Origin of the sequence: Methylobacterium mesophilicum, assembly GCF_022179445.1 — a bacterium.
GTDB classification, from domain to species: domain Bacteria; phylum Pseudomonadota; class Alphaproteobacteria; order Rhizobiales; family Beijerinckiaceae; genus Methylobacterium; species Methylobacterium mesophilicum.
In genome coordinates this window covers 1-3743 of record NZ_BPQU01000074.1, presented here as the reverse complement: position 1 = coordinate 3743, position 3743 = coordinate 1, and the positions used below count along the sequence as shown (strand labels likewise).

Annotated in this window: 1 protein-coding gene and 3 pseudogenes; 1 reads left to right on the top strand and 3 read right to left on the bottom strand. The window is 59.6% G+C overall.

The annotated features are described in order from the left end of the window. Positions 1-578, top strand: a pseudogene (locus tag MFF40_RS28230) (DDE-type integrase/transposase/recombinase); the annotation flags it as partial. Between the two features lie 9 nt (positions 579-587). On the opposite strand, the pseudogene MFF40_RS28225 reads toward MFF40_RS28230, so the two are convergent. From MFF40_RS28225 to MFF40_RS28215, 3 genes and pseudogenes are all read right to left on the bottom strand, one after another. After that, positions 588-1415 (bottom strand): annotated as a pseudogene (locus MFF40_RS28225) (IS5 family transposase). Positions 1416-1666: 251 nt separating this feature from the next. Further along, positions 1667-2551, bottom strand: coding sequence for a glycoside hydrolase family 16 protein (locus MFF40_RS28220; RefSeq protein WP_147899536.1), 885 nt, complete (start codon positions 2549-2551; stop codon positions 1667-1669). 291 nt (positions 2552-2842) lie between these two features. Next, positions 2843-3611: pseudogene (locus tag MFF40_RS28215) on the bottom strand (IS5 family transposase). Positions 3612-3743: the final 132 nt, after the last annotated feature.

Below are 3743 nucleotides of genomic sequence, written 5' to 3'. Positions count from 1 at the left end.
ACTTCGTCGTTGCCGAGCACGGCGTGTCGGAACGCTTCGCTTGCCGTGTCCTGGGTCAGCACCGCTCGACACAGCGCAAGCGCGCCGTGGTGGTCGAAGACGAGGCCGAACTGACCGTCGCCATCTTCGCGCGGGCTCTCCAGTATGGGTGATACGGCTACCATCGGATCACCGCGCTGCTCCGGCGCGATCGCTGGACGGTCAACGTGGAGCGGGTCGAACGGATCCGGCGGCGGGAGGGGCTCAAGGTTCCAGCGCGACAGCCGAAGTGGGCCCGCCTCTGGCTCAACGACGGCTCGTGCGTGCGCTTTCCGCCAGATCGACCCGCCCATGTCTGGTCGTACGACTTCGTCGAGCAACGGACGCATAACGGTCGCAAGTACCGGATGCTGAATGTACCCAATGAGTTCACCCGTGAGTGCCTGGCGTTCCGCGTATCACGTAAGCTGAAGGCGCACGATGTGATCGCAGTCCTCTCGGATCTATTCAGCCTGCGTGGTGTGCGCGGCCATATCCGCTCGGACAATGGGCCTGAGTTCATCGCTCGATGTGTCCGAGATTGGATCGCAGCGGTGGGCTTAGAGCGCCTAACAGAACCGTCTGATCTGGTTGAGGGTGATGAGGCTGACGGCGAGGCTCGTGAAGGCCTCGTAGATGTCTGCGCGTCGCTCGTAGCGGATGGGCAATCGACGGAATCGGTTGAACCAAGCGTCGGTGCGCTCCACGACCCAACGATGACGACCGAGTTTCTCGCTGCTCTCGATGCCCCTACGTGCGATGCGCGGCACGATCCCCCGCACCCGGCACTCCTGGCGGCGGGGTCTGGCATCGTAAGCCTTGTCAGCGTGCAGCTTGTCTGGACGACGTCGCGGTCGTCCGCGCCGACCGCTCCGCACAGACGGGATGGCATCGAGGGTGGCCGCCATCATGACGGTGTCGTGCCGGTTGGCACCGCTCAGGCAGAAGCCGATGGTTCGACAAGCTCACCATGAGGGGCGTGCCGCGCGCAACGGTGACGAGATGGCGCTTCGTGCCTGGCTTGCCCCGGTCCGTCGGGTTCGGGCCGGTGGCAGCCCCCCCTTTTTGGCCGGGACAGACGCGCTGTCCAGGCAAGCCCGGCTCCAGTCGATCTCCCCTGCTGCGTGCAGGCGCTCCAGCAACACGTCATGCAGACGGCTCCAAACGCCCGCCGCCTGCCAATCCCGCAGTCGCCGCCAACAACTCATGCCGGAGCCGCAGCCCATCTCGGCCGGCAGCATTTCCCACGGTAGCCCCGAGCGCAGCACGAACAGGATGCCCGTGAGTGCGGCCCGAGTCTCAATTGGACGACGCCCGCCCTTCGGACGCGGCCGAGGCGGCGGGAGGAGCGGAGCGATCTCATCCCAGAGATCATCGGGGAGAAGCAGTCTGGCCATGCCAAACCAACGCTGAAAACCCCGCTCGGTGCCGTTCTGTTAGGCGCTCTAAATCTAGCGCCGTATTCTACGCATTAGAGAGCGTCAACACATCCTTGATCTCGCAAGTCACAAGGTAGCCCCAAAGTGATCCGAGCCTTCAACAGCACATCAACTGAGCTGGTTTATGCGCGAATCCAAGGTCAAACGGCAGCGAACACGATTTTTCAGAGAAGCGCTCCCATCGCGCGTATATGGCTAAGCCGTCTGCGTCATTCTTTGCAGGTCGCGTCCTGTTTCTGCTCGTCAGGGGCGAAAGCGTAGATATAATCAATAAGTAGATCGGAGGGATTCGGAGTCTTGTCAATCGGCCAGCCCGACCCGAGCGCGAGATTAGCAAGAATCATAAGCGGTTTAGTATGTTCACGGGGCGTCGGCGCTCGGCCTATCTCGCGCCGATCTAGATAGAAAACTATCGACTCCTTGGTGACGTCTACGCCGTAAGTGTGGAAATCGCTGCTCAGCGATCCGCTTGGTACAGAGGTAATAATATCGCCGCTGCGCTGATTCTTAGGGTCAGTCTTATCCCAAACATGCCAGACGGAATGAAATCCGTCCGGAAACTGACCGTAATACTCGATGACGTCGATTTCAACTGAGGGTGTTTTATCGTCTTTCGGGCTGTTGGATGCTAGCCAGAAAGCGGGCCATACGCCGGGGCCTGACGGAAGCTTCATACGCGCTTCGAAATAGCCGTACATTAGGGCGAAGCCGGCCGTCGTCGGGTCAGCCGAAGAGAGGAGGCCAGACGTCCACTTACCGTTATCCTGTTTGCGGGCTCGGATCTTCAGAATTCCATCGTTGACGGTGAACGGGGCATTCTTCTCGGGATCAGCGAAGATATCGACGGGATCGATGAATTGTGCATCGCCGAAATCACCGTTCCAAGGCGTATGAGCCGACCATTTGGTGCGTTCGTTGTTAGATCTTGATACGCTCAAATTATTGAAATCGTCTCCCCAGATCTTCTTAAAGCGGCAGAGCTGTAGCGGCACGCCTTGAGCTTTGAGGGGCCGGCACCCCACGACAGTGACGAGCCCGACGAGGGCTACGACGACTAAAAATACCCAATCATTCCGCGTTGATCGTGAGCCCATTCGTTCCACCAGATTTTGAAGGGATTATGGCTTTTGATATTTGCATCCTTATAGCAATAATTTGCTTTTGGTCTATAGTGAAGGTTTGAAAGAATGGTGAGCTCGCACTGGGGCGCAGGGTCTGCAATAGTACGCGTGAAGTCCAGAAATGCTTCCGTATTAATTCGTGTCGATCATAAGCAATACGCCCGATCACGATGTTTAGTCTGGATGGTTTACTGGGCTGCGTTACGCGTTTGTTATAGGCATTGAAGTAAAAATAAAAGATATGTTTCTAGGGTCTGGGCTTGATCAGCACGAGAACGCGATTACGGCAGCGAGATCGACTGCTAAGGTGTAGTTACGGGCGAGCTTGTTCGAGCTTGTTGTAGCGGGGGGCGATGCGGCGGAAGTCCTTGGGGTGGTTAAAGGTTGCCTCGATGCGCCAGTGTTCGCTGTAGCGGCGCTTGTCGTGGCGGATCCTCTTCTTCCGACCGCGTTTGCCCGGGATGATCGAGCTTTATGCTATTGGCGCGCAACTCGGCCCGCATCAAGTCAGCGTCGTAGCTCTTGTCCGCGGCTAGGCGGTGGATCCGGCCGGTTGTCTCAGCCGGTATGGCTGCGGCGGCGGAGACTTTGACGGCGTTGCCCGGCGTCAGCAGGAGGACGCCGGGCCGGCCGAGGACATCGGTGAGCGCGTAAATCTCGGTTCTCTGGCCGCCGCGCGACGGGCCGATGACGTGCGCCTTCGCCCCCCTTCAACGCCATGGGCCGAGCGATGCGCCCGCACGTAGGTGCTGTCGATTGCCGTCGCCTCGCCCGACAATCCGGCTTTGGCCAGCGCTGCCAGCATGGCCTTCCAGAAGCCGCGCCTGGACCAGCGGTTGAAGCGGTTGTAGACGGTGGTGCGCGGGCCATACGCGGCCGGTCAGTCGCGCCAGCGGCAGCCGGAAGTGAGCACGTGCAGGATGCCGGATATGATCATCCGGTCGTCCTTCCGCGCCGGTCCGGGCTGATCCGTCGGCATGAACGGTTCGATCACCGCCCACTGCGCATCCGAGAGCCAGAACAGGTCTGCCATCGCCGCCTCCGTACTGCATGCGGCGGCCCTGAATCACGAAAGCGCAAAGCTCGTAAGAGCTTGGTGCGGTTCACACTCTAGCATTACAGTTGCATTTTTGGCGAGGTTCTGACTCTCTGCGTCACCATGATT

Excerpts from the sequence above, each read along its gene's own strand:
- MFF40_RS28220 (WP_147899536.1), bottom strand. The coding sequence starts at position 2,551 with ATGGGCTCACGATCAACGCGGAATGATTGGGTATTTTTAGTCGTCGTA.